Origin of the sequence: Streptomyces sp. NPDC002032 (assembly GCF_042890765.1) — a bacterium.
Classification (GTDB): Bacteria; Actinomycetota; Actinomycetes; order Streptomycetales; family Streptomycetaceae; genus Streptomyces.
In genome coordinates, this window is the sequence record NZ_JBIASM010000005.1 from 380,729 (window position 1) to 403,451 (window position 22,723).

At 74.4% G+C, this 22,723-nt stretch carries 18 protein-coding genes; 5 read left to right on the forward strand and 13 right to left on the reverse strand.

The genetic code is table 11. From position 1 onward, the window contains the following. Positions 1 to 62: 62 nt before the first annotated feature. The 3 genes from ACFYYT_RS15645 to ACFYYT_RS15655 form a co-directional block, all read right to left on the reverse strand. Positions 63 to 755: a GNAT family N-acetyltransferase gene (locus tag ACFYYT_RS15645; protein WP_351824408.1), complete on the reverse strand. Its 693-nt coding sequence runs from the start codon at positions 753 to 755 to the stop codon at positions 63 to 65. A 31-nt stretch (positions 756 to 786) separates the two neighbouring features. Further along, the gene (locus ACFYYT_RS15650; RefSeq protein WP_388608168.1) at positions 787 to 2,889 is read right to left on the reverse strand and encodes an IucA/IucC family protein; all 2,103 of its coding nucleotides are present in this window, start codon (positions 2,887 to 2,889) and stop codon (positions 787 to 789) included. Positions 2,890 to 3,478: 589 nt separating this feature from the next. After that, positions 3,479 to 4,834, reverse strand: coding sequence for a diaminobutyrate--2-oxoglutarate transaminase family protein (locus tag ACFYYT_RS15655; RefSeq protein WP_351824411.1), 1,356 nt, complete (start codon positions 4,832 to 4,834; stop codon positions 3,479 to 3,481). Between the two features lie 293 nt (positions 4,835 to 5,127). On the opposite strand from ACFYYT_RS15655, the gene ACFYYT_RS15660 reads away from it, so the two are divergent. Beyond that, positions 5,128 to 6,303, forward strand: coding sequence for a hypothetical protein (locus ACFYYT_RS15660; protein ID WP_351824414.1), 1,176 nt, complete (start codon positions 5,128 to 5,130; stop codon positions 6,301 to 6,303). Between the two features lie 133 nt (positions 6,304 to 6,436). Here ACFYYT_RS15660 and hflX read toward each other — a convergent pair whose 3' ends face one another. From hflX to miaA, 6 genes are all read right to left on the reverse strand, one after another. Next, positions 6,437 to 7,942, reverse strand: a complete 1,506-nt coding sequence (hflX, locus tag ACFYYT_RS15665; RefSeq protein ID WP_351824417.1) for a GTPase HflX — start codon at positions 7,940 to 7,942, stop codon at positions 6,437 to 6,439. Between the two features lie 157 nt (positions 7,943 to 8,099). After that, positions 8,100 to 9,662: a M1 family metallopeptidase gene (locus tag ACFYYT_RS15670; RefSeq protein WP_351824420.1), complete on the reverse strand. Its 1,563-nt coding sequence runs from the start codon at positions 9,660 to 9,662 to the stop codon at positions 8,100 to 8,102. Positions 9,663 to 9,880: 218 nt separating this feature from the next. Continuing rightward, positions 9,881 to 11,962: an HD domain-containing protein gene (locus ACFYYT_RS15675; protein WP_351824423.1), complete on the reverse strand. Its 2,082-nt coding sequence runs from the start codon at positions 11,960 to 11,962 to the stop codon at positions 9,881 to 9,883. Between the two features lie 140 nt (positions 11,963 to 12,102). Further along, positions 12,103 to 12,978, reverse strand: a complete 876-nt coding sequence (gene dapF / locus ACFYYT_RS15680; RefSeq protein WP_351824426.1) for a diaminopimelate epimerase — start codon at positions 12,976 to 12,978, stop codon at positions 12,103 to 12,105. A gap of 133 nt (positions 12,979 to 13,111) precedes the next feature. Further along, positions 13,112 to 13,690, reverse strand: coding sequence for a hypothetical protein (locus ACFYYT_RS15685; RefSeq protein ID WP_388608171.1), 579 nt, complete (start codon positions 13,688 to 13,690; stop codon positions 13,112 to 13,114). Between the two features lie 111 nt (positions 13,691 to 13,801). Then, on the reverse strand, positions 13,802 to 14,740 hold the full coding sequence (gene miaA / locus ACFYYT_RS15690; protein WP_351824431.1) for a tRNA (adenosine(37)-N6)-dimethylallyltransferase MiaA: 939 nt from the start codon (positions 14,738 to 14,740) through the stop codon (positions 13,802 to 13,804). Between the two features lie 164 nt (positions 14,741 to 14,904). Here miaA and ACFYYT_RS15695 point away from each other — a divergent pair, with 164 nt between their 5' ends. Both ACFYYT_RS15695 and ACFYYT_RS15700 read left to right on the forward strand, forming a co-directional pair. After that, positions 14,905 to 15,135, forward strand: a complete 231-nt coding sequence (locus ACFYYT_RS15695) for a gliding motility protein (protein ID WP_351824433.1) — start codon at positions 14,905 to 14,907, stop codon at positions 15,133 to 15,135. A gap of 22 nt (positions 15,136 to 15,157) precedes the next feature. Continuing rightward, entirely contained in the window at positions 15,158 to 15,403 is a 246-nt protein-coding gene (locus ACFYYT_RS15700; RefSeq protein WP_351824436.1) for an antitoxin, read from the forward strand. A 122-nt stretch (positions 15,404 to 15,525) separates the two neighbouring features. On the opposite strand, the gene ACFYYT_RS15705 is transcribed toward ACFYYT_RS15700, so the two are convergent. Next, the gene (locus tag ACFYYT_RS15705; RefSeq protein WP_351824439.1) at positions 15,526 to 16,233 is read right to left on the reverse strand and encodes a class III extradiol dioxygenase subunit B-like domain-containing protein; all 708 of its coding nucleotides are present in this window, start codon (positions 16,231 to 16,233) and stop codon (positions 15,526 to 15,528) included. Between the two features lie 74 nt (positions 16,234 to 16,307). Beyond that, the gene (gene miaB / locus ACFYYT_RS15710) at positions 16,308 to 17,831 is read right to left on the reverse strand and encodes a tRNA (N6-isopentenyl adenosine(37)-C2)-methylthiotransferase MiaB (protein WP_351824441.1); all 1,524 of its coding nucleotides are present in this window, start codon (positions 17,829 to 17,831) and stop codon (positions 16,308 to 16,310) included. Positions 17,832 to 17,957: 126 nt separating this feature from the next. Between miaB and ACFYYT_RS15715 the strand changes: the two genes are divergently transcribed. Next, positions 17,958 to 18,953, forward strand: a complete 996-nt coding sequence (locus tag ACFYYT_RS15715; protein ID WP_351824444.1) for a TAXI family TRAP transporter solute-binding subunit — start codon at positions 17,958 to 17,960, stop codon at positions 18,951 to 18,953. Positions 18,954 to 18,972: 19 nt separating this feature from the next. Here ACFYYT_RS15715 and ACFYYT_RS15720 read toward each other — a convergent pair whose 3' ends face one another. After that, on the reverse strand, positions 18,973 to 19,908 hold the full coding sequence (locus tag ACFYYT_RS15720) for an ROK family protein (protein WP_351824489.1): 936 nt from the start codon (positions 19,906 to 19,908) through the stop codon (positions 18,973 to 18,975). Positions 19,909 to 19,999: 91 nt separating this feature from the next. Continuing rightward, positions 20,000 to 21,103, reverse strand: coding sequence for a LacI family DNA-binding transcriptional regulator (locus tag ACFYYT_RS15725; RefSeq protein ID WP_351824447.1), 1,104 nt, complete (start codon positions 21,101 to 21,103; stop codon positions 20,000 to 20,002). A 317-nt stretch (positions 21,104 to 21,420) separates the two neighbouring features. On the opposite strand from ACFYYT_RS15725, the gene ACFYYT_RS15730 reads away from it, so the two are divergent. Further along, positions 21,421 to 22,713 carry a glycosyl hydrolase gene (locus ACFYYT_RS15730; RefSeq protein ID WP_351824450.1) on the forward strand — a complete coding sequence of 431 codons (1,293 nt, stop codon included), beginning with the start codon at positions 21,421 to 21,423 and terminating at the stop codon, positions 22,711 to 22,713. Positions 22,714 to 22,723 lie beyond the last annotated feature (10 nt).

The window sequence follows — 22,723 nt, forward strand, 5'->3', positions numbered from 1 at the left end:
CGCAGAGTTTTCGAAGGGAGAGGCGTTGGACGGTCGGCGACGACCGGGGCGCGGTGCGGCGATCAGAGGAGATTGCGCAGCGACCGCTCCCGGATCATCAGGGCCGCGCGCTTCTCGGGGAGGTCGATTTCCGCTGAGTAGCGGAAACCGGCGGTCAGAAGGGCTGATACGGAGGGGGTGTTGCGGATGTCCGGTTCCGCGATGACGCGTGTGCAGCGGGGTCGGTGGTCGAAGACGAGGTCGGCGACGGCTCGCAGCAGTGTGGTGCCCAGGCCGCGGCCGCGGTCGGTGCGGTCTCCGATGAGCAGGTGGATACCGGTGTCGTGGGGGCGCGCCGGATAGTGCTGGGAAAGCGGGTCGAGGTCGGCTCGGTAGATCTCCCAGTAGCTCATCGGGGTGCCGTCGAGGAGACCGAGGCAGGGAATGCTGCGGCCGTCGGCGTCGAGTTGGGTGCGCAGGTGGGTGTCGGTGACGGCGGCGGGGCCGGCCAGTTCCCAATAGGCAGCCACTTCGGGGTCGTTCATCCAGCCGGTGAGGAGCTCCAGATCCCGGCCCGGCCGTACGGGTTCGAGGCGGAAGGCTCCGGCCGGGGTGGAGGCGGCTCCCCAGTCGGCGGGCGAGTCGAGGAGGTCCACCTCGGCCAGCAGGGGCAGCAGGGCTGCGGTGAGGCGGAGTTCGGTGGGCCGGTAGAGGCCGGGTCCGGTGGTGGAGGCGGTGAGGCGAACGGGGTCGACGGTCGTATCGGTGGAGGGCATCGGGGCTCTTCTCCGGGTCGGTGGGGGCGTGTCAGTCGTGAAGGGGGTTGGTGATGGTGACGTAGACGGACTGCGTGTCGACGGGTCCCACGAGCTCGTCCAGGCCGCCGAGGCGGGTCAGGAGGTTGGCCTTGCAGCGGAGTGTGGGTGAGTCGAGCAGCTGCGCCGGGACGGGGCCGAGGCCCGCGGCCTTGCCGAGGAAGCGGCGAAAGGCGGCGAGGAGGACGCGCTCGTCGGCGAGACGCTGGGATCCGAAGGCTCCGATGAGACCGAGCACGTTGTTGATGCCGAGGTAGTAGGCGAAGCGTTCGTCGGTGACGGCGTCGGAGACGAAGGTGTCGCTGGCGCTGCCGATGCCGGGGAGTCGGCTTTCGAGTTCCGTGCGCCGGGATTCGCGGAAGTAGTAGCCCTGGTTGTCGCGGAAGCGCCCGCCGGCGGGCCAGCCTGCCTCGTCGAGGAGGACCAGGGTGTTCTGCTGGTGCGCTTCGAGCGCGATGCCGGCGAGGGAGTCGAAGGCGAGGACCGGCAGGACGACGTGGTCGAGATAGCGCAGGAACCACTCGGCGGCCACGGCGGGGGTGGGACGTCCGGTGGTGGCGGCGAGCTGGGAGACGGTCTCGGCGAGACGGGAGCGCATCGTGGCGTGGCCGGGCCGGGGGCGCAGTGCGGTGAGTGCGGCGATGCAGAGGGCGTCGTCGTCGGAGCGGAAGGGGTTGTGGCGCAGGAGGGCGTCGAGTCCGGGGACTGCGGTGCCGTCCGGGGCGTCGACGGCGATCCAGGCCGGGTCGCGCACGATGTCGAAGCCGGGGTGGGTCGCCTGCCACTGCTCGGCGAGTCCGGTGCGGAGCAGGCGGTGCACCTCTACGCCGCGGTGCAGTTCCTTGCGGAGGTTCTCACGGCGGGAGTTGGTGATGCGCACGCCGAGGGAGAGCTTGAGCATCGCGGGGGCGCCGGGGCGGTGGACGGTGCGGACGGAGGAGGTGGGGTACCAGGGGGCTCCGTGGGGGCCCAGGTCGGTCAGGAGTCCGGCGTCGCGGAGGGCGGTGACAGCGGGGCGCTGGAGGAGGTCGCGGGCCTGCCAGGGGTGAAGGGGAAGGGCGGTGGTGCCGGCGGGCCTCGGGAGGTCGGGGTCGAGGCGGGAGAGGAGCTGGGCGGCGGAGACGGGGCGGCCGCGTTCGGTCCAGGCGGAGTCGGTGGCGAGGGCGGCGGGGGCCACGGCGATCCAGTGGAGGGGGAAGGAGCCGTGGAGTTCGGGTGAGTAGTGGCGTACTTCGGCTTCGGAGAGTCCTTCGCGGCTCTTCGGGTCCGGCTGGAGGGGGTGACCGAGGAGGAGGGACTGTTCGGCGGTGAGGAAGCGGTCCCCGGCGACGGGGGCGGGGGCGTGCGGGCGTTGGCGCCGGTCGGCGATGAACTCGGTGGTGCGGCGCACCGAGTCGGCGACCCGGCCGACGAGGTCGGCGCCGCCGCGGCCGGTGCCCTCGCGGGCGATGAGGGCGGCGAGGGTGACGGCGTCCAGGGCGGGGGCGTGGGAAGGGGCGCCTTCGAGGCGGGCGGGGGCGAAGCGGTGCCAGCCTGCCGGGGACCAGTGGCGGACGGGGACGAGCAGGGCGGCGCCGGATGCGGGGAGGGGGATGCGGAGCAGGGTTCCGGCGGGCCCGTCGGGGCGGCCGACGCCGCTCTCGCGGACCCAGCACCGCAGCAGGTTCTCCACGGTCGCTGCTTCGGCGGCGATGGCCGGGTCGGGGTGGTCGAGCAGGTCGGGCAGAGCGGCCGGCTCGGGGCCGAGCGGTCCGGTTCCGCCGACGCGGGAGTGGAGAGTGCCGTCCTTCTGCCGGGGGACGGTGCCGGGCGGGGCGTAGCCCGGTGCGGAGCCCGTAGCCGCCGGGGCCTGCGGTGCGGTGTGCCCAGGCTCCGGGCTGCCTCCCGCCGGTTCCCGGGGCGGCCGGGCGAAGCCGGGGGTGGGCCCGCAGGCCGGTCCGGCCTCCGGGCGGTCGGGGAGGGCCGGGCCCTGGCCGTCCCCCTGCGTCGTGGCGACGCCGGCCGTGGCGGCGGGGTCCCGGATGACCCCCTCGGTGGATGGGGCGCCCTCCCCCGGCTCCGGGTCGGTCCCGGCCGGGGCGTCCGCCACCGGCATCGGGACGGCGTCCGGGAGCGGGGCCGGACCCGACGGGTTGCGCACGTCCTGCGCCGGAGCCGGGGGGCAGGCCGCATCCAGGGTCGTCCCCTCCACCGGGGCGGCGGACACCGGAGCCCCCGACACCGGGGCCGGGGAGCCGGCTGTTGTCGGCCGCCCGGCCACCGGCTCCGCCGGTGTGGCCGACACCGGGGGCGGGGTGACGGTGCCGAGCGGGGGCGCGGCCGTGGCGTCCGGGGCCGGGGTGGGGTGCGGGGGCGCGGGCCACTGCCGGGTGCGCGGCTCCGGCGGGGTCGGCGGGGTCGGCGGGGGCAGCACCGCCGGGGCCGGGCCGTGGGCCGCCGGGGTCGGCGGCGGCGGGGTCGCCGGGGTCGGGCCCTGGGCCGCCGGCGCCGTCGGGGGCGGGCCGGCGGGCGGCAGGGGGGTCGGTGTGGGGGAGGGGGCGCGCAGGAGGGGGGAGCCCAGGCGGACGGGAGGCGGTGGCGCCGGGCTCGGGTCGGGGGTGGGGTCGGGGTGCGGGGTGGGATCGGGGTGCGGGGTGGGGTCGGGGTGCGGGGTGGGGTCGGGCATCGGAGTCCTTCGCGGGCGGTCAGAGGGGGCGGCGGACCGCGGCGGGGAGGGCGGCGGCCAGACGGTCCAGGACGGCGTCGGCCTGCTCGTCGGTCAGGGTCAGGGGCGGCAGCAGGCGCACGACGCTGGAGTGGCGGCCGCCGAGCTCGACGATCAGCCCCCGGTCCAGGCACTCCTGGCGCACGGCGGCGGCGAGGGCGGGGGCCGCGGCTCCGGTCTCGGGGTCGACGAGTTCGAGGCCGATCATCAGGCCGCGGCCGCGGACGTCCCCGATGCAGGGCTGGTCGGCGGCCAGGCCGCGCAGGGCCGCGAGCATCCGCGTGCCGAGGGCGGCGGCGCGTTCGGCGAGGCCGTTGCGGCGGACGTAGGCGAGGGTGGCGGTGCCCGCGGCCATGGCGAGCTGGTTGCCCCGGAACGTTCCGGCGTGCGCTCCGGGGGCCCAGACGTCCAGCTCGGCCCGGTAGACGATGACGGCGAGCGGCAGGCTGCCCCCGATGGCCTTGGACATGACCATCACGTCCGGGACCACCCCCGCGTGGTCGACCCCCCAGAAGGCCCCGGTGCGCCCGACACCGGTCTGGACCTCGTCCGCGATCAGCGGGATGCCCCGGGCGGCGGTGATCTCCCGCATCCGGCGCAGCCAGTCATCGGGGGCGGGATGGACGCCGCCTTCGCCCTGGACGGGTTCGACGATCATGCCGGCGGGCGCGGTGACCCCGCCCTTGGGGTCGTCGAGGAGGCTCTCGGTCCAACGGGCGGCGAGCCGCGCGCCTTCGGGGCCGCCGACGCCGAACGGGCAGCGGTAGTCCTGCGGGTAGGGCAGCCGGGTCACGCGCACGTCGGTGGCGCCGCCGGAGGCGTCCAGGGCTCCGGCGGTCATGCCGTGGTAGGCCCCGGTGAAGGCCAGCAGCCCGGAGCGCCCGGTGGCGGCGCGGACCAGTTTCAGCGCCGCTTCGACGGCGTCCGTCCCGGCGGGGCCGCAGAACTGCACGCGGGCATCGGCGGCCAGCGCGGGGGGCAGGTTCGCGAACAGCTCGGTGGTGAAGGCGTCCTTGACGGGGGTCGCCAGGTCGAGGACGTGCAGCGGAGCCCCGGAATCGAGGACCCCGCGGATGGCTTCGAGGACGACCGGGTGGTTGTGCCCGAGGGCGAGGGTGCCCGCGCCGGAGAGGCAGTCGAGATAGCGCCTGCCGTCGGCGCCCTCGATCGTCAGCCCCCGGGCGCGCACGGGGACGACGGGCAGGGAGCGGGCGTAGGTCCGCGCGGCGGACTCGCGCAGTGCCTGCCTGCGCAGGATGCCCTCGGCCACGGCGGGTCCCCGGCCGCCCTGCGGTGGGATCTGTGCCGCTGCTGCGGCCGGCTCGGTCAGGGCCACGACTGTCGGTCCTCCCGCACGGATGCATCTTCCGGATTGCGTCTCGAACATGAACGCTGCTGTCCTGTCCCCCGTACGTACCAACGACGGCGACGGCGGAGGATCACGGGTCCGCGGAAGATCCTTGGCCGCCCGCGCCCCAACGGGCGGGGAGAGGAGGGGGCGCAGGTGCGCGGAGCCCGGAACCACCGACCCGGGGACGGCCGTCCTCCACCACGGCGGCATAGTGGGGGGCTGCGCTCCACCCGGACGACACCGCCACCACACCTCGAAACACCAGGGGGACTTACGACATGCGACCGAACCGACCGGTCACCGCGATCCTGTGCGTGGCCGCGCTCGCGCTGACCGCCACGGCGTGCGGGCCCGGCGACGGTGAGGCCGGCGGCGACGCCAAGCCGACCGTGGCCGCGCCCGTGCCCTCCGGCGCCGTCGACGGGATCAAGATCCCGCAGGAGCTGAAGGACAAGCTCAAGGAGCACGGGTTCGACATGGAGAAGTGGAAGGGGGGCGCGTGGAAGAACTGGAAGAGGGAGGACTGGCTCCGGGAGGCCGGTGACTACGTCAACCCCATCATCGACGGTCTGTGGGACCCGGACCGGATGCGTGACGCGGAGCAGCCGCAGCCCCCGGCGGTCGATCCGGACGCGGGCAAGGACCAGGGCGTCACGGACCCGACGCCGGTTCCGGTGTCGGCCAAGCCGGCGACCGCGCCGTACCACTCCAGCGTGCCGGCGTCGGGCAAGGTCTTCTTCGACGGTCCCGAGGGCTCGATGGTCTGCTCGGCGACGGTGGTGAAGGACCCGGCGCATCCGGGCAAGTCCAACCTGGTCTGGACGGCGGGCCATTGCGTGCACGCGGGCAAGGCCGGCGGCTGGTACCGCAACATCGCCTTCGTCCCCTCGTACAACAACGCGGGCAAGCCGTCGGCGCAGCTCAAGGGCGCGCCGCGCGAGCAGGTGGCTCCGTACGGCGTGTGGTGGAGCGACTGGGCGCAGACCTCGGACCAGTGGATCGCGAGCGGCGGTCCGACGGGCGGCGCGGGCGCCCCGTACGACTTCGCGGTGCTGCACGTGACCCCGGAGAAGGGGGGCGGCAAGTCGCTGGAGGAGACGGTCGGTTCGGCGCTCCCGGTGGAGTTCAACGCTCCGGCGGTCTCGAAGGTCGCGAGCATCACGGCGACGGGCTACCCGGCGGCGGCGCCGTTCGACGGGCAGAAGGCGTACCAGTGCGCGGACAAGCCGGGCCGGCTGGCGCTGAACCAGGCCGATCCGGTGATGTACCGCATCGGCTGCACGATGACCGGCGGTTCCTCCGGTGGCGGCTGGGTCGCGGCGGGCGCCGACGGCAAGCCGGCGCTGGTGTCGAACACCTCGATCGGTCCCGCCAAGGCGGGCTGGCTGGCCGGACCCAGGCTGGGCCCGGAGGCGAAGGGCATCTACAGCGCGGTGAGCGGCAAGTTCAAGTAGCCGGCGCGCGGGGCGCGGGCGGACCCGCGCCCCGCGTCGCGAAATGACCGAGGGCCCCTCGCCTCTGCGAGGGGCCCTCGGTCATGAGCCGGTGCGGGTCGCGTACCGAATACGGTCCCCGGCGCCGCCCGCCCTACCGCTTGGCGGGTACGTACGGTGCCAGGTCGGCCGCCAGTTCCGCGTGGACCCGGGCCTTGAGGACGGTGCCCTCCGGGGTGTGCTCCTCGGAGAGGACCTCGCCCTCGGCGTGCGCCCGGGCGATCAGCGAGCCGAGGGTGTACGGCACCAGGGCCTCCACCTCGACCTCGGGCCGCGGCAGCTCGGCGTCGATGAGCGCGAGGAGCTCCTCGATGCCCAGGCCGGTGCGCGCCGAGACGGCGATGGAGCGCCGCTCGATCCGCAGCAGGCGCTGGAGCACCAGCGGGTCGGCCGCGTCGGCCTTGTTGATCACCACGATCTCGGGCACCTTGACGGCGCCGACCTCGCGGATGACCTCCCGTACGGCGGCCAGCTGCTCCTCCGGCGCCGGGTGGGAGCCGTCCACGATGTGCAGGATGAGGTCGGAGTCGCCGACCTCCTCCATCGTGGAGCGGAACGCCTCGACGAGGTGGTGGGGCAGGTGCCGGACGAAGCCCACCGTGTCGGCCAGGGTGTAGACCCGGCCGGAGGGGGTTTCGGCGCGGCGCACGGTCGGGTCGAGGGTGGCGAACAGCGCGTTCTCCACCAGGACGCCCGCGCCGGTGAGGCGGTTGAGCAGGGAGGACTTGCCGGCGTTGGTGTAGCCGGCGATGGCGACCGAGGGCACCTTGTTACGGCGCCGTTCCTGCCGCTTGATGTCACGGCCGGTCTTCATGTCCGCGATCTCCCGGCGCATCTTCGCCATCTTCTCGCGGATGCGGCGCCGGTCGGTCTCGATCTTGGTCTCACCGGGACCGCGCGTGGCCATGCCGCCACCGCCGCCGCCACCCATCTGCCGGGACAGCGAGGCGCCCCAGCCGCGCAGGCGCGGCAGCATGTACTGCATCTGCGCGAGCGCGACCTGCGCCTTGCCCTCTCGGGACTTGGCGTGCTGGGCGAAGATGTCGAGGATCAGGGCGGTCCGGTCGACGACCTTGACCTTGACGACGTCTTCCAGGGCGATGAGCTGGCCGGGGCTGAGCTCCCCGTCGCAGACGACGGTGTCGGCGCCGCTCTCCAGCACGATGTCGCGCAGTTCGCGGGCCTTGCCGGAGCCGATGAAGGTGGCCGGGTCGGGCTTGTCGCGCCGCTGCATCACACCGTCGAGGACGAGGGCGCCCGCGGTCTCCGCGAGGGCGGCGAGCTCCGCGAGGGAGTTCTCGGCGTCCTGCACGGTCCCGGAGGTCCACACGCCGACGAGTACCACGCGCTCCAGGCGGAGCTGTCGGTACTCGACCTCGGTGACGTCCTCGAGTTCGGTCGAGAGCCCGGCCACGCGGCGCAGGGCCGCGCGCTCGGAGCGGTCGAGCTGGTCGCCGTCCCGCTCTCCGTCGATCTCGTGGCTCCAGGCGACGTCCTCTTCCATCAGGGCATCGGCCCGAAGGCTCTCGGTGAAGCTCTGCGGGTCACGCACGTCCTGCGTGTCCTGCGGGTCCTGGGAAGGGGAAGAAGAGGAGGTCATTGGATCCTTACGTCGATTCGATTGCGTCCGCGCCGGCTAAGGCCAAAGGTACCGCTGCGCGTGACATAACACTGTCACGTCCAACGCGTCACCCCGCCCGGTGATTCCCGATGGGGCGGCCGGCCCTGTCGATGGTGACATGCCCGTTCCCGGCCCGTCATACCGTTTTCCCGGCCGGTCCCTTCCCGGCGGGGGCCTTCGGGGCCGGCGCCTGCGGGGCGGCGACCTTTGGAGCGGGGGCCTTGGGGGCGGGGGCCTTGGGGGCCTTGGGAGCCTTGGAGGCCGCCGGGGCGCTCCACTCCGGGTGGCCCGGCATCGGCGGGGTGGTCTTCCCGTAGAGCCACGGCTCCAGGAAGGCGCCGAGGTCGCGCCCGGCCTCCCGCGAGGCCAGGCGTACGAAGTCCCGGGTGTCGGCGACGCCGTCCCGGTGCTCCGCGACCCAGCTCCGCTCGATGCGGTCGAAGGCCTCGGCGCCGACCTCCTGGCGCAGGGCGTAGAGGATCAGCGCGGAGCCGTCGTAGACCACCGGGCGGAACAGGCCGATCTTCTCGCCGGGGGCCGCCGCCTTGGGGGCCGCGGGCGGGCCGCCGGCGGCCCGCCACTGGTCGGAGCGCTGGTACGCCTCGCGCATGCGCCGCTCCAGGGAGTACTTTCCGAGCCCGTCCGCGTAGAGGGCCTCGTACCAGGTCGCGTGGCCTTCGTTGAGCCACAGGTCGGACCAGGTGCGCGGGGCGACGCTGTCGCCGAACCACTGGTGGGCGAGCTCGTGGACCATGACGGACTCCACGTACCACTCGGGGTAGCCCTCCCCCGCGAACAGGCCGTGCTCGAAGAGGGAGAGGGTCTGCGTCTCCAGCTCGAAGCCGGTTTTCGCCCGGGCGATGAGCACGCCGTAGTTCTCGAAGGGGTAGCGGCCGACCCGCTGCTCCATCCACTCGATCTGCCCCCCGGTCTTGGCGAGCCAGGGCTCCAGCCGCTCCCGGTCGGCGGCGGGCACCACGTCGCGCAGCGGGAGCCCGTGCGGTCCGGTGTGGTGCAGGACGGCGGAGCGGCCGACCGAGACCTGGGCCAGCTCGGTGGCCATCGGGTGCAGGGTCTTGTACGTCCACTCCGCCCCTCCGCCGGCGCGAGCGGCGGGGAGGGCGCTGGGCACGCCGTTGGCCACGGCCGTCAGCCCGGCGGGGGCGGTGACGTGGAAGGTGAAGTACGCCTTGTCGGCGGGGTGGTCGTTGCAGGGGAAGACCCGGTGGGCGGCGTCGGCCTGGTTGGCCATGGCCAGGCCGTCCTCGGTGGGCACCCAGCCGCCGTCGGCGCGGCCGCGCGGGTCGCTGGTGTGCCGGATGGTCATGTGCAGCGTCGTGCCGGCGGCCACGGCGTGCGCGGGGGTCAGGACGAGGTCCTCCCCGGCGCTCTCGAACCGCGCGGGCTCCCCGTTGACCTCCGCGGAAGCCACCGTTGCGCCCGCGAAGTCCAGGTTGACCCGCTCCAGCGGCTCCAGGGCGCGGGCTTCGATCCGGGTGACCGCGTCGAGGGGGGTGCTGTTGTCCTTGTACGTGAGGGACAGGTCGTACGCGAGGACGTCGTACCCCGGGTTGCCGAGCTCGGGGAACAGCCGGTCGCCGATGCCCAGCGGCTTCGGCGGGGGCAGCACGGCGGCGACGAGGGTGAGGGAGGCGGCCGCGAGCAGGGCGGCGCGCAGGCGCGGGGAGGAGAGCTGCATCCACCACCGCTTACCAGCGCCCGCCGGAACCCCGCGAGCGACGCGCGACGGCTCCACCCGAACGTGTCGCCCCGGCCCCGTACCGGCCTACGCACGCTCCCGGCGCACGCCCCCACGCGCCGCGCCGGCCCCCACATCCCCCGCGTCCCCCCGCGCCCCCCGGAAGCCCCGAACCCAGCCAGACCCGGCCGGCCCCCGCCAGACCCCGCCAGACCCCGCTAGACCCTGCTGACGTCGTACACACCCGGTACGTCCCGCATGGCGCGCATCAGGGCGGGCAGTCCCGTCGCGTCGGGCAGTTGCAGCGTGTACGAGTGCCGGACGCGCTGTTCGACCGGCGGCTCCACGGTCGCGGAGACCACCTCGACCCCCTCACGGGCGATGGCCTCCGTCAGGTCGGCCAGCAGGTGCGGGCGGCCGAACGATTCGGCGAGCAGGGTGACGCGGCAGTCCGCGGTGGCCCGCCAGTGCACGGCGACGGAGGTCCGCCCCACGGCGCGCATCTGCGCGACCCCCGGACAGTGGACCCGGTGCACGGTGACGGCCCCGCCCCGGACGACGAACCCCTCGACCGCGTCCGGCGGTACCGGGGTGCAGCAGCCGGCGAGGCGTACGTGGGCGTCGGGCAGGTCCACGACGGCGTTGCCCCCGCCGCCCCGCAGCCCGGTCACGGAGAGCGGGGCCCGGGGGGCCGCGGCGGCGGGCCCGGCGCCGTCGGGATGGGCGGCGAGCCAGCTGCTGATGGCGATCCGCGCGGCGGGGGTCCTGGCGTGCTCCAGCCAGTCGGCGCCGGGCCCGGAGGAGGCGTCGTGCGCGAGGAGCAACTGGACGGTGTCCCCGTCGGAGAGCGGGGCGGAGAGGGAGGTGAGACGCCCGTTGACGCGGGCGCCGATACAGCCGTGGGCCGCCTCGCCGTACTGCGCGTAGGCGGCGTCGATACAGCTGGCACCGGCCGGCAGGCTGATCGTGCCGCTGCTGCCCGCGTCCTCGCGGAACACGGTGATCTCGCGGTCCTGGGCCAGCTCCGCGCGCAGCACGCTCCAGAAGGTGTCGGGGTCCGGCGCGGACTGCTGCCAGTCGAGGAGCCGGGAGAGCCAGCCGGGGCGGGTGGGGTCGACGCGCTCCTCGTCGCTGTCGGCGCTCTCGCCCGTGGTGTACGGGTTGCCGAGGGCGACGACGCCCGCCTCCGCGACCCGGTGCATCTGGCGGGTGCGCACGATGACCTCGGCGACGTAGCCCTCGGGGACGGCGACGGCGGTGTGGAGGGACTGGTAGAGGTTGAACTTCGGGGCGGCGACGAAGTCCTTGAACTCGGAGACGACCGGGGTGAAGCAGGTGTGCAGTTCGCCGAGGACCCCATAGCAGTCGGCGTTCTCGGCGACGAGGACGAGGATGCGGCCGAAGTCGGAGCCGCGCAGTTCGCCGCGCGTGCGGGAGATGCGGTGGACGGAGACGAAGTGCCGCGGCCGTACGACTACCTCGGCGGCGATACCGGCGTCGCGCAGGACGGCGCGCACGGAGTCGGCGATGGCGGGGAGCGGGTCGCGTTCCCCGGCGTGGGCGGCGATGAGCGCGCGGGTGTGCTCGTACTCCTCGGGATGGAGGATCGCGAAGACGAGGTCTTCCAGCTCGGTCTTGAGGGCCTGGACGCCGAGCCGCTCGGCGAGCGGGATCAGGACGTCCCGGGTGACCTTGGCGATGCGGGCCTGCTTCTCGGGGCGCATCACGCCGAGGGTGCGCATGTTGTGCAGCCGGTCGGCGAGTTTGATGGACATCACGCGGACGTCGTTGCCGGTGGCGACGAGCATCTTGCGGAAGGTCTCGGGTTCGGCGGCGGCGCCGTAGTCGATCTTCTCGACCTTGGTGACGCCGTCGACGATGAAGCAGACCTCTTCGCCGAACTCCTCGCGGACCTGGTCGAGGGTCACGTCGGTGTCCTCGACGGTGTCGTGCAGCAGAGAGGCCGTCAGGGTCGTTGTCTCGGCGCCGAGTTCGGCGAGGATGAGCGTGACGGCGAGCGGATGTGTGATGTACGGCTCACCGCTCTTGCGCATCTGACCGCGGTGGGAGGTCTCCGCGAGGAGGTAGGCCCGGCGCAGGATCGACAGATCGGCGTCCGGATGGTGGGCGCGGTGCGCTTCTGCTACGTGTCCGATCGCGTCCGGCAACCGGTCCCGGGACGCGGGCCCGAGCAGCGCCGCCCGCCCCAGGCGGCGCAGATCGAGCCGCGTACGGCCCCGTCTGCGCAGCTCAGGGCGCACTTCGGCATGTGCTTCGGGGTTCGTGGCCTCTGCACTCATGGGCACCTCCGACGGCTTCGACCGGCGGTGGCGGGCATGGGGTGAGCCCTCAGGGCCGGTGCCTGATGTTACCGACCCCACCACGTGGCGCAGTCCACCTCTCGCTCAGCGTGAAACGGATCACCCATGAGAGGGAATCTTCAGGCGAAAGCCGTTTCGGCGAGCCAGGCCGCCTCGAACTCCCCGGAGGCCACGATCACGGCCGGTCCGGTCATGTCGATTCCCCCGTCGGGGTGCTCGGTGATGACGAGGGTGCCGCCGAGCAGGTCCACGGTGTACCTGGCCGGTTCGCCGGTGACGGCGGGGTCGGCGCCGTCTCGGCGGATGGCGGCCACGGCGACGGCGCAGGCGCCGGTGCCGCAGGAGCGGGTCTCGCCGGAGCCGCGTTCGTGGACGCGCATGGCGACGTGCCGGGGGCCGCGGTCGACGACGAACTCGACATTGACCCCGGTGGGGTAGGCGGAGGCCGGGCTGAACGGCGGCGGGCCGTACAGGTCCCCGGCGTGGTCGAGGCTTTCAACGAACGCGACCGCGTGCGGGTTCCCCATGTTCACGTTGCGCGCGGGCCAGCTGCGTTCGCCGACGGAGACGGTGACCTCCCCCTCGGGGAGCTCGGCGCGGCCCATGGAGACGGTGACGTCGCCGGTCTTGTCGAGGTGGACCCGCTTGACGCCGCCCCGGGTGGCCACGGCGAGGTCGCCCGGCTCGATGTGGCCGGCGTGGTGGAGGTAGCGGGCGAAGACGCGCACGCCGTTGCCGCACATCTCGGCGACGGAGCCGTCGCTGTTGCGGTAGTCCATGAACCATTCGGCCTGGTCCGCGAGGTGCGCGGCGTCGGGGTGGGCGGCGGAGCGCACCACGTGCAGCACACCGTCGGCCCCGATGCCGGCGCGGCGGTCGCACAGGGCGGCGACGGCGCTCGCGGGCAGCTCGATGGCGTTGTCGGGGTCGGGGACGATCACGAAGTCGTTCTCGGTCCCGTGACCCTTGAGGAAGGAGAGGGTGGTGTACGTCACCCGCCCATGGTACCGAGCGGTCGCCGACCGGGTCGGGGCAGGTCAGCGTGGTGTCAGCGGCCCCGGCCCGGACGGCGCGGCGAGCCGGGCGGCGGCGGCCCACGTGACGACGGGGCCCACGTGACGACGGGGCCTAGCGGAGCCGGGCCACCCGGAAGACGGCGAGTGCCACGACGGCCAGCGCGACCAGCGCGTACAGCCCCGCCATCCGCCAGTCGGGGCGGCGGCCGCTGCCGCGCGGCGGCAGCCCGGGCCAGGTGTAGCCGACGCGGCGCGCGGCCATCATGCCCCAGCCGCCCGCGCAGGAGCTGATGAGGAAGCCGAGCATGGCGACGACGGCGCCGCCGTCCCCGAACTCGAAGGCGAGGGGGAAGGCGAACATCAGCGATCCGGCGGCGGCCAGCATCACGATGGGGGCGATCTGCCAGAGCCTCAGGCGGCGCTGCGGGCGCAGTTCGACCTCGACGGCGGGGCCGGAGGCCTCCGCGCCCGGCTCGGGGGCGTCGGGCCCGTCGGTGGTCAGGCGCGCGGGGTCGGCGGGCAGGCCCAGGCCGTCGACCGCGTCCGGTGTGCCCGGTGTGCCCGGGGCGCCGATCCCGAGGGGACTGGCGGACCCGCCCGGCCCGACGGGGTCTGCGGGGCCGCTGAGAAGCATCGGGTCCGCTTCCTGCCGGGTGTCGTCCCGCCCGGTGTCACGAGGGCCGGCCTCCATAGCCACGCGCCCTCCCCACTCGGACTTCGTACGCCGCTGTTCAGAAGTTTGATGATGGCACGGTCCCGGGCCCCGGACGGGCGCCCGGGGCGTCCCGATGCCATCACGTGATCAGGCTGTAACCGCTCGTTCGACCAACGACTGCGCGAGTCCGGGGAGTTCCCCACGGTCCGCGGCGGCCCCGCTGAGCCAGTGGACGCGGGGGTCGCGGCGGAACCAGGAGTCCTGGCGGCGGGCGAAGCGCTTGGTGGCCCGTACGGTCTCGGCCTTGGCCTCCTCCTCGGTGCACTCCCCCGCGAGGGCGGTCAGGACCTGCTGGTAGCCGAGGGCGCGGGAGGCGGTGACGCCGTCGCGCAGGCCCAGGGCCTCCAGGGCGCGGACCTCGTCCACCAGCCCGGCCTCCCACATCCGGTCCACGCGCGTCGCGATCCGCTCGTCGAGCTCGGGGCGGGCCACGTCGACGCCGATCTGGACCGTGTCGTAGACGGACTCGTGGCCGGGCAGGTTGGCGGTGAACGGGCGGCCGGTGATCTCGATGACCTCCAGGGCCCGCACGATGCGGCGGCCGTTGCTGGGCAGGATCGCGGCGGCGGCCGCCGGGTCGGCGGCGGCGAGGCGGGCGTGCAGGGCGCCGGGGCCGCGCAGCGTCGCCTCCTCCTCCAGCCGGGCCCGGACCTCGGGGTCGGTGCCGGGGAACTCCATGGCGTCGAGGGCGCCGCGGACGTAGAGGCCGGACCCGCCGACGAGGACCGGGGTGCGGCCCTCGGCGAGCAGCCTGTCGATCTCGGCGCGGGCGAGGCGCTGGTACTCGGCGACGCTGGCGGTCTCGGTCACGTCCCAGACGTCGAGGAGGTGGTGCGGGACGCCGCCGCGCTCCTCGGGCGTCAGCTTCGCGGTACCGATGTCCATCCCCCGGTAGAGCTGCATGGAGTCGGCGTTGACGACCTCGCCGCCGAAGTGGCGGGCCAGGGCTACGCCCAGGTCGGACTTTCCGGCCGCGGTGGGACCGACGACGGCGATGACCCGCGGGGCGGGGGCTGCGTTGCTCACCGGACCAGTCTCGCAAACCGAACGCCGCTTACCCGATCGGGTTACGTGACGGCGTTGGTCGGGGGTCGTTGCCCTGAAGAGGTTCGGGCCGGGCGTACGCCCGGCGGAGGCCGGGCCGGACCAGGCGGAACTTCACCCGCACGCGTAACGTTATGGGAGTAGACATGGGTGTTTTCAGTCGGTTTCTTCGTCGCAAGGACGAGGCCGTGGCCGAGGAGGCCGCGGCCTCGACCCTGAAGGCGGAGCCGGAGTCCGCGGCCGAGGAGGCCGGGGCCGACGCCGGGCCCGAGCCGTCCGCGGCGGAGGCCGGGGCGGCGGAGGCCGTGGAGATTCCGAAGCAGCAGTCGGCGGAGGCAGCCGCGGACAGCGAGACCGGCGAGGGCGCCCTCAAGTAGCTACCGCCACGGAAGGTGACCCATGGGCCTGCTGGACAATCTGAAGGCCAAGCTCGCTCCGGCCAAGGAAAAGGTCGGCGACCTCGCGCAACAGCACGAGGGCAAGATTGGCGAGAACCTGGACAAGGTCGCCAAGGCCGTGGACTCCAAGACCCACGGCAAGTACAGCGACCGGATCACCAGCGGAGCTGACAAGGCGAAGGACGCCCTGGGCAAGATCGCGCACAAGGACACGCCCGGCGGGCCGACGCCGCCGGCCGCTCCCTGACGCGGCGTACGGAAAGGGGCGCGGGACCGGAAAGCCGGTGCCGCGCCCCTTCGCCGTGTCCGGGACATCACGGCCCGAAAGCGGACGGCCCCAACCGCACGGCCCGGACCCGCCCCCACGGTTCAGGACCAGGCGGCCACGAAGTACCCAACGCCGTACGGGGCGTCCTCGTACAGCAGCCGCCCGTCGAGCCCCGCACCCTCGGCGGCGCCCGCGAGGACCTGCCAGGGCGCCCGCCCGACGGCCTGGAGCTCGGCCGCCAGGCGGGGGTCGAGCGCGGCCAGCGCCCCGGTGTCGGCGGCGCCCAGGGCCCGCGCGGCGGCGGCGTCGAAGGCGGCGGCGCGTTCGTCGAGGTAGCCGGGCGCCTTCAGGGTGCGGCAGGCGCTGCCGTCGCCCATGACGAGCAGCGCGACCCGGGCGTCGCGCGCGGCGAGCTCCCGGCCGGTGCGCAGGCACTCCTCGGGCGCGGCGTCCTCGGCCACGCCCAGGCCCTCGACGGGGGCGGAGCCCCAGCCGGCGCGGCCCAGCAGCCAGGCGCCCACGGCCAGCGGGGCGGGGAGCAGCCGGGGGCCCTCCTCGCCTTCGCCGAGCCGGACGCCGGCCTCGACGCCGAAGCCGTGGAAGGTGCCCCGCGAGCCCTGGGGGTAGGCCCCGAGGTGGTCGGCGGCGGCGGGGCCGGCCACGACCAGCAGGTCGGGCCGGGAGGCGGCGAGCACGGCGAGGGCGTCGGAGCAGGCGGTACGGGCGCCGTCCAGTTCGGCGGCGGCGCCCGCGGCGACCTCCGGCACGAGGAGCGGCGGTGCGGGGCAGACGGCGGCGGCTACGAGCATGATCCGCAGCCTAGCCCCCGCCGGCCGGACGCGGGGGCGGTCCCCCGCTGCGTCCGGGCCCGCCCCGCCCGCGGTCAGGCCGAGGGGACGGCGCAGCCCGACGCGGCGACCGGCAGCGGGGCCGGTACGCCCAGGGTCGGGATGCCCAGCATGACCCCGGCGGGCTGCGCCGGGGCGGCATTGCGCTTCTCCCAGGCGTCCCCGGAGCGGGTGCGGCGCACGGCGCCGGTCGGGCCCTCGGCGAGCAGGTGGTGCGGGGCGGCGTAGGTGATCTCGACGGTCACGACGTCACCGGGGCGCACCTCCTCGTCCGGCTTCGTGAAGTGGACCAGGCGGTTGTCGGGGGCGCGCCCGGACAGCCGGTGGGTGGCGCCGTCCTTGCGGCCCTCGCCCTCGGCGACCATGACCTCCAGGGTGCGGCCGACCTGCTTCTTGTTCTCCTCCCAGGAGATCTCCTCCTGGAGCGCGACCAGGCGCATGTAGCGGTCCTGGACGACCTCCTTGGGGATCTGCCCCTCCATCTCGGCGGCCGGGGTGCCGGGGCGCTTGGAGTACTGGAAGGTGAACGCGTTCGCGAAGCGGGCCTCGCGCACGGCGTGCATGGTCTGCTGGAAGTCCTCCTCCGTCTCGCCGGGGAAGCCGACGATGATGTCGGTGGAGATCGCGGCGTGCGGGATGGCGGCGCGGACCTTCTCGATGATCCCGAGGAACCGCTCCTGCCGGTAGGAGCGGCGCATCGCCTTGAGGATCGGGTCGGAGCCGGACTGCATCGGCATGTGCAGCTGCGGCATCACGTTCGGGGTCTCGGCCATGGCCGCGATCACGTCGTCGGTGAAGTCGCGCGGGTGCGGTGAGGTGAAGCGGACGCGCTCCAGGCCCTCGATCTGGCCGCAGGCGCGCAGCAGCTTGGAGAAGGCCTCGCGGTCGCCGAGGTCGGAGCCGTACGCGTTGACGTTCTGGCCGAGCAGGGTGATCTCGGATACGCCTTCGGCGACCAGGGCCTCGACCTCGGCGAGGATGTCGCCGGGCCGGCGGTCCTCCTCCTTGCCGCGCAGGGCCGGGACGATGCAGAAGGTGCAGGTGTTGTTGCAGCCGACGGAGATCGAGACCCAGGCCGCGTACGCGGACTCGCGGCGGGTGGGCAGCGTGGAGGGGAAGGCCTCCAGCGACTCGGCGATCTCGACCTGGGCCTCCTCCTGCACGCGGGCGCGCTCCAGCAGGACGGGCAGCTTGCCGATGTTGTGCGTGCCGAAGACCACGTCCACCCAGGGGGCCCGCTTGACGATCGTGTCGCGGTCCTTCTGCGCGAGACAGCCGCCGACGGCGATCTGCATGCCGGGACGCTTGGTCTTCATCGGGGCGAGGCGGCCGAGGTTGCCGTAGAGCTTGTTGTCGGCGTTCTCGCGCACCGCGCAGGTGTTGAAGACGACGACGTCGGCATCGCCGTCGCAGCCCTCGGGCGCACGGACGTAGCCCGCGTCCTCCAGCAGACCGGAGAGTCGCTCGGAGTCGTGCACGTTCATCTGGCACCCGTAGGTGCGCACCTCGTAAGTTCCCTTGGGGTCCACTGCCGGGCTCCGGTCGCTGCTGCTGGTCATGCAACAAGGGTAGGCGGTACCCGGGAGCCCTCGTTCCCGTGTGCGGGCGGCCCGGCGGAACCCCGTGGTCCGGGGCCGGCCGGGGGCGCCGTGACAGGACGCCGGACGGGTGGCAGGATCGCCGATATGCCCCTCGTACCCGCCCGCACCGCCCGCCGCCGCGTCCTCATGGGCGCGGGCGCCGTGCTGGCGGTGCTCGTGGGGCTGCTGGTGTGGCTGAGCCCCTTCGGGGAGCCGGAGGTGACCGGTGACCTGACCTTCAGCACGGGGGTCCGTACGGGCGTCTACCACCGGTACGGGCAACTGCTGGAACAGGAGCTCGCGCAGGACCTGCCGGGCGTCAAGGTCCGGCTGGAGACCAGCGAGGGATCGCAGCAGAACCTCCAGCGGGTGGCCGCCGGTGAGGCGGACTTCACGGTGGCGACGGCGGACGCGGTGTCCAAGTACCGGCTGGACGGCAAGCCCGGGGCGACCCGGCTGCGCGGGGTCGCCCGGCTCTACGACGACTACGTGCAGCTCGTGGTGCCCGCCGGTTCGCCGGTGCAGTCGACGCGCGACCTGCGCGGCAAGCGGGTCGCGGTGGGCCAGGACGGTTCCGGGGTCCGGCTGATCGCGGACCGGCTGCTGTCGGCGGCGAAGCTGAACCCCACGCGGGACATCACCCCGGTCCCGATCGGCATCGACACCATGCCGGCGGAGCTGGAGGCGGGCCGGATCGACGCCTTCTTCTGGTCGGGCGGGCTGCCGACGAGCGCGGTGCGCGAGCTGTCGGAGCGGTTCGAGATCCGGCTGGTGCAGCTGGGCGACCTGGTGGAGGCGCTCCAGGGCAGCGGGAGCCCGGCCCGGTACTACCGGGCCGCGGTGATGCCGCAGGACGCGTACGCGCGGGCCCGCAACACCTCCTCGGTGTCCACGCTGGCGGTGCCGAACCTGCTGGTGACCCGCGAGGACACCAGCGAGCGGCTGACGGAGCAGTTCACCCGGACCGTGATCCTCAGCCGGGACCGGATCGGGCACGAGGTGCACGCGGCGCAGCTGGTGGACCTGCGGACGGCGATCTACACGGACCCGCTGGACCTGCACGAGGGTGCCCGGCGCTACTACCGCTCGGTCAAGCCGTAACGCACCCGGCGCCCGGCGCTCAGGCCGTGGCGGCGCCGCCCGGCAGGAGCATCATCGCGGCGGCGGCCGCGCCGATCAGGCCGGCGTGGGTGCCGAGGGCGGCCGGGACGACCTGGAGGTCCCGGACGAAGGACAGGGCCGCGTACGAGGCCAGGTGCCGCCGGATCGGTGCGAAGAGGGTGTCCCCGCTGGCGGCGACCCCGCCCCCGATGACGGCGATGTCGGTCTCGACCAGGGTCGCGGTGGCGGCGATGGCGGCGGCCAGGGCGCGGCCGGCCCGGTCGAAGGCGGCCACGGCGACCGGATCGCCGGCTTCGGCGGCGGCGGCGACCCCCGCGGCGGTCGGGTCGGGGCCGGTCCAGCCCCGGTCGAGGGCCCAGCGGGCGATGGCGGTGCCCGAGGCGAGGGCCTCCACGCAGCCGCGGCCCCCGCAGGCGCAGGGCTCGCCGTCGAAGGCGACGCTGATGTGGCCGATGTGACCGGCGTTGCCGGTGGGGCCAGGGTGGAGCTGGTTGTTCAGGATCAGGCCGCCGCCGACGCCGGTGGAGACCACCATGCAGAGGGCGTTCGCATGGCCCCGGGCCGCGCCGAGCCAGTGTTCGGCCGCCGTCATGGCCACGCCGTCGCCCGCCAGGACGGCCGGGATCCGGGCGCCGTGCGCCGCCAGCGCGGCGGTGACGCGGGCCTGCACGGGGAAGCCCCGCCAGGCGCCGATGTTGACCGGGCTCACCGTGCCCCGCGAGGTGTCGACCGGGCCGGCGCTGCCGATGCCGCAGCGGACGGCCTGCTCCCACAGCGGGGCCCCGGACAGCTCCGCGATCACCTCGCCGACCGTCGCCATGACCGCCTCGGCGTCGGCGCCGCGCGGGGTCGGGCGCCGGGTGGTGGCGGTCATGGTGCCGTCGGGGTGGACCAGCGCCCCGGCGATCTTCGTGCCGCCGATGTCGATCGCCACGGTCGGACCGCTGACCTCGGCGGCGGTGCGCGGCGCGGGGAAGGCTGAGGTGGGGGTGATCACGGTGAGCGCTCCAGGGAGGGGTCGGATTTCAGTATGCGGCCGACGGCGGGGCCGTACTCTCGCGGGGTTCGAGCCGGGGCAGCTCGCCCTCCCGGGCCCGGGCGGGGCCTCCGGCGAGGACGGCGAGGAGTTCCTCCGCCGCGAGCCGGCCGAATCCGGCGGTGTCGCGGACCAGGGCGGTCAGCCGGGGGTGGGTGACCCGGCAGAGGGCGGAGTCGTCCCAGGCCACGATGGAGAGCCGGCCGGGCACGGGGATGCCCAGCCCGGCGGCGACCGCGCTGCCGGCCACCGCCATCACGTCGTTGTCGTAGACGAGCGCGGTCGGCGGCTCCGGTTCGGCGAGGACCCGGCGGGTGGCGGCGGCGCCCTCGGTGTCGGAGTAGTCGGTGGTGACGGAACGGACCCGCCCGGCGGGGAGCCCGAGCCGTTCGGCCTCGGCGCGCAGGGAGGCGATGCGGCGGGCGGTGTGGGAGAGGCCGGGGAGGCCCGCGATGTGGACGATGCGGCGGTGACCGAGCCCGTGGAGGTGGTCCAGCACCTCGGCCATGGCGCGGGCGTCGTCGGCCCACACCCGGGACACGGCCGCGGCGGCGGTGCCCGTGCCGGCGGTGCCCGTGCCGGCGCCCGTGCCGGTCGCCGCCCCGGCGCCCGGTACCGCGTCCGCGTCCGTGCCGCCTATCAGAACGGCCGGCAGGCCCAGCTCCGCGAGGAGTTCCGGGCGCGGGTCGTGCGTACGCGGGTCGACGACGAGGACCCCGTCCACCCGGCGTTCGGCCCACCAGCGGCGGTGGACGGCGCATTCGGCGTCGATGTCCTCGACCACCTGGAAGAGCAGGGCGGTACGCCCGGCGGAGAGCACCTCCTGGATGCCGGAGACCAGCTGGAGGAAGAAGGACTCGACGCCGAGGGTGTGCGCGGGGCGGGCGAGGACCAGCCCTACGGCGCCGGAGCGTTCGCCGGACAGGGCGCGGGCGGCGCTGTTGGGCTGCCAGCCGAGTTCCTCGGCGACCCGGCGGATCCGGCCGCGGGTGTGCTCCGAGACGCCGGGGCGGCCGTTGAGCGCGAAGGAGACGGCGCTCTGCGACACCCCGGCGCGGCGGGCTATGTCCTTGATGGTGGGTCTGCGGGCCATCCCTGTCTCATCCCTCGCCGGCGTGGACTGCGTGGTCTGCGTGGACTGCGTGCACTGCGTGGGGCGGACCGTACGCGATCCCGCCCCGACGTGACCGGAATTCCGCTTTCCTTTTCTGCCCTTTCCCACCCGCCTCCGCGCACGGCGAATGCCGTGACCCGCCCGGAACTAAAGCGCATTAGTCCCTCAAGGCTCCCTACCCACCACCCCACCGCCGAATGCCCTGAAACGCCCCAGCGCAGGCCCTGTTGACTTTCCCCCGCAAGGCCCGGCAGGTTGTGCGCATCCGGTGAATTCCCCTGAACTCCAGGATCTTCATGCGCCAGCCCGCCGCTCGAACCCTCCGCTTCGGCGCGAATTACACCCCGACCCGGGGCTGGTTCCACCACTGGCTCGACTTCGACCTCGACGAGGTCCGGGCCGACCTCGACTCGATCGCCGCGCTCGGCCTGGACCACGTACGCGTCTTTCCGCTGTGGCCGGTGTTCCAGCCCAACCGCACCCTGATCCGGCCGCGCGCCGTCGAGCAGCTCGTCGCGCTCGCCGACGCGGCCGCCGAGCGCGGCCTCGACGTCAACGTGGACGGTCTGCAAGGGCACTTGTCCAGTTTCGACTTCCTGCCCGCCTGGACCGGGACCTGGCACCGGCGCAACATCTTCAGCGATCCGGACGTGACGGCCGCGCAGGAGGAGTACCTGCGGACGCTGGCCGCCGCCCTCGCCGGCCGGCCGAACTTCCTCGGCATGACCGTCGGCAACGAGATCAACCAGTTCTCCGGCGACCCCCACCCCGACCCCGACCGGATCACCCCGGCCCAGGCGGCCCGCTGGCTGGAGCGGATGCTCGCCGCCTGCGAGCGGGGGGCGCCGGGACGGCTGCACCTGCACGCCGAGTACGACGCCGCCTGGTACCGGGACGGGCACCCCTTCACCCCCGCCCAGGCGGCCCGCCTCGGCGGGGCCACCGCCGTGCACTCGTGGGTGTTCAACGGCACCGCGCAGCGCCACGGCCGCACCGGGACGGCGACCGGACAGCACGCCGCGTACCTGATCGAGCTGTCCAAGGCCTGGGCCCTGGATCCGCACCGCCCGGTGTGGCTCCAGGAGGTCGGGGCGCCCGCGCCGCTGATCGGGCCCGAGCACGCGGCGCAGTTCGCCCGGACCACCCTGGCCGCCGCGCTGGACTGCCCGGACCTCTGGGGGGTCACCTGGTGGTGCTCGCACGACGTGTCCCGGGACCTCGCCGACTTCCCCGAGCTGGAGTACGGCCTCGGCCTGCTCACCAACGACCGCCGGACCAAGCCCGTCGGTGCCGCCGTCGCCGAGGTCGCGCGGGCCTGGCGCGGCCGGGAGCACCGCCCCGCCGTACGGACCACCGCGCTCGCGCTGGACGCGGGCGCCGGCCCCACCCCCGCCGACGGGACCTCCGGGCGGGCGGCCTGCGCCCCGGGCGGCGCGTTCTTCGAAGCCTGGGCCGTGCTCGCGGCCCGGGGGGTGCGCCCGGCGGTGGTCCTGGAGGAGCACGCCGGGAACCCGGCCCGGCTGGCCGCGCGCGGCATCACGGAGGTGCTGCGCGTGCGCGACGTGATCCGACCCCCTTCCCCCTCGTGAGGAGCCCCGC

Excerpts from the sequence above, each read along its gene's own strand:
- ACFYYT_RS15645 (WP_351824408.1), bottom strand. The coding sequence starts at position 755 with ATGCCCTCCACCGATACGACCGTCGACCCCGTTCGCCTCACCGCCTCC.
- ACFYYT_RS15650 (WP_388608168.1), bottom strand. The coding sequence starts at position 2,889 with ATGCCGGTGGCGGACGCCCCGGCCGGGACCGACCCGGAGCCGGGGGAG.
- ACFYYT_RS15660 (WP_351824414.1), top strand. The coding sequence starts at position 5,128 with ATGCGACCGAACCGACCGGTCACCGCGATCCTGTGCGTGGCCGCGCTC.
- hflX (WP_351824417.1), bottom strand. The coding sequence starts at position 7,942 with ATGACCTCCTCTTCTTCCCCTTCCCAGGACCCGCAGGACACGCAGGAC.
- ACFYYT_RS15670 (WP_351824420.1), bottom strand. The coding sequence starts at position 9,662 with ATGCAGCTCTCCTCCCCGCGCCTGCGCGCCGCCCTGCTCGCGGCCGCC.
- ACFYYT_RS15675 (WP_351824423.1), bottom strand. The coding sequence starts at position 11,962 with ATGAGTGCAGAGGCCACGAACCCCGAAGCACATGCCGAAGTGCGCCCT.
- ACFYYT_RS15685 (WP_388608171.1), bottom strand. The coding sequence starts at position 13,690 with ATGGAGGCCGGCCCTCGTGACACCGGGCGGGACGACACCCGGCAGGAA.
- ACFYYT_RS15695 (WP_351824433.1), top strand. The coding sequence starts at position 14,905 with ATGGGTGTTTTCAGTCGGTTTCTTCGTCGCAAGGACGAGGCCGTGGCC.
- ACFYYT_RS15700 (WP_351824436.1), top strand. The coding sequence starts at position 15,158 with ATGGGCCTGCTGGACAATCTGAAGGCCAAGCTCGCTCCGGCCAAGGAA.
- ACFYYT_RS15705 (WP_351824439.1), bottom strand. The coding sequence starts at position 16,233 with ATGCTCGTAGCCGCCGCCGTCTGCCCCGCACCGCCGCTCCTCGTGCCG.
- miaB (WP_351824441.1), bottom strand. The coding sequence starts at position 17,831 with ATGACCAGCAGCAGCGACCGGAGCCCGGCAGTGGACCCCAAGGGAACT.
- ACFYYT_RS15715 (WP_351824444.1), top strand. The coding sequence starts at position 17,958 with ATGCCCCTCGTACCCGCCCGCACCGCCCGCCGCCGCGTCCTCATGGGC.
- ACFYYT_RS15725 (WP_351824447.1), bottom strand. The coding sequence starts at position 21,103 with ATGGCCCGCAGACCCACCATCAAGGACATAGCCCGCCGCGCCGGGGTG.
- ACFYYT_RS15730 (WP_351824450.1), top strand. The coding sequence starts at position 21,421 with ATGCGCCAGCCCGCCGCTCGAACCCTCCGCTTCGGCGCGAATTACACC.